2 protein-coding genes are annotated in these 1564 nt (G+C 44.1%); both read right to left on the reverse strand.

The window, feature by feature from the left end; genetic code table 11:
• Nucleotides 1–140: 140 nt before the first annotated feature.
• Nucleotides 141–467 (reverse strand): hypothetical protein, encoded by a 327-nt coding sequence (locus AC1S52_RS01205; RefSeq protein ID WP_482027214.1) that lies wholly within the window; start codon nucleotides 465–467, stop codon nucleotides 141–143.
• A 365-nt stretch (nucleotides 468–832) separates the two neighbouring features.
• Nucleotides 833–1564: hypothetical protein (locus AC1S52_RS01210; protein WP_482027215.1), on the reverse strand; the 732-nt coding region annotated here is incomplete at its 5' end.

Raw genomic sequence — 1564 nt, forward strand, 5'->3', positions numbered from 1 at the left:
GCAATCGGCCAGCCGTTCTGATAAATCTGAATCACACTCCCCAGAGGGTCAAGAACGTAATCACGGGAATGAGCCTCACCCGCTCTCTGTTCAGAGCGAATCTTCCCATTCACTGTCAAATAGGTTTTTGCTAATGCCATCTATTCTGTCTCCGCCAAATACTCACTGCCATCCCAAACCAAAGTCGTGATCGAAAGTCCAGGTGGATCAGTCGATAGATCAGGGACAATCTCACTTCGCTTGAGCCCATCACCCGAATAAGTATAGGATACAACAGATTCTCCTTGCCTGGATGCAATCTCACGGTTTTCCTTGTCATAAACCATCGTCACCGGAGCAAGACTCGTCCGAAGAATCCCCGTCAGATATCCATTGGTGTCATAAACCTGAGTGATCCGAGCACCATAGTTCCACACATTTTCTATGGAATTGAGCAAAACAGCTGATAAGAACATTTCCACTTTCATGAAGCCTTCCGGTTGTTTCTTTTTAGAATATTTCGCAAATCTCCGTTACATTTGCCGCGGCCTAAACAAAGTCTTATTGTTTTGACTTACATTCTTAAAAAGCAATATACAAAGTGTCAAACCGAGTACCGGCACAAGGCAAGTCTCAACCATAAGTTGATCTCGACTTTCTTTAGATTCATAACCAGCATGATATACCCTATTTACATACATATCCGCCAACTGATCAGGGTAAATACCACCTTGCTCAACTGAGTATCTGATCGATGATTTGACAACACTATACATCGGCCCAATAAGGAGTGTTCTATAGGTTAAAATTATAAAACATATGGCAAACACTACGGTCAAAGTATGGTTTTTTTTCATTTCGCGTGGTTGGCAGTATACTTTTCACAGCCATTGAGTCTTGTTATGCATTCGAAATAACTCTTGTTGTCACCTCGATGCACTATTACATTAGGGTATCCAGTATTCGCATGTAGTAGCTCGTGCGCAAAAACACACTTAATCGGCCCGCACTTTCCCTGAAGTGCTCTAGTGCACAACGTTATAACCATCATTCTCTTTACATGTGAGTAATTTGTATTTCCGCACTCGCGACCTTCACAATCTGCACACCTAATCAAGACATCTCTTCCGCCATTCTTTAACGCATACCAGAACGAAATAAAGCCATTCCCTAGGTCATTAACCGCCCCGCTTCGGCATTGCATTTCTCCAATTTCATTTAGGCAGTTTAGAAAATTAGTCACATCCTGCCTTGGGCCGCCTAGGCCAACATAAAGTGCATCTTCTATTCTCTTCTGATCGAGCCTGCCACATGACTTATCATATTTTATGGAGTTACCCCAGTAGTCCACTCCGGTCATCACCCGACCCTCCACATACCCATAAGCCATCTCAGCGGGCCAAAGTGGATCAATCGATGTCCAGTTACTCAAACCACGGGAGTAATGACGAGCACGAACATAAACAGAACTCCATTCAACTCCCGTCTGGCGGTAACCCCAACCACCAAGCCAGGTGAACGTCTTACCCTCCATGTTCCACTGAGTGTAGATTCCACCATAAGGCTCATAACAAGCATCAGCTAT

It is taken from the genome of Kovacikia sp. CALU 1929, assembly GCF_056784235.1.

Excerpts from the sequence above, each read along its gene's own strand:
- AC1S52_RS01205 (WP_482027214.1), bottom strand. The coding sequence starts at position 467 with ATGAAAGTGGAAATGTTCTTATCAGCTGTTTTGCTCAATTCCATAGAA.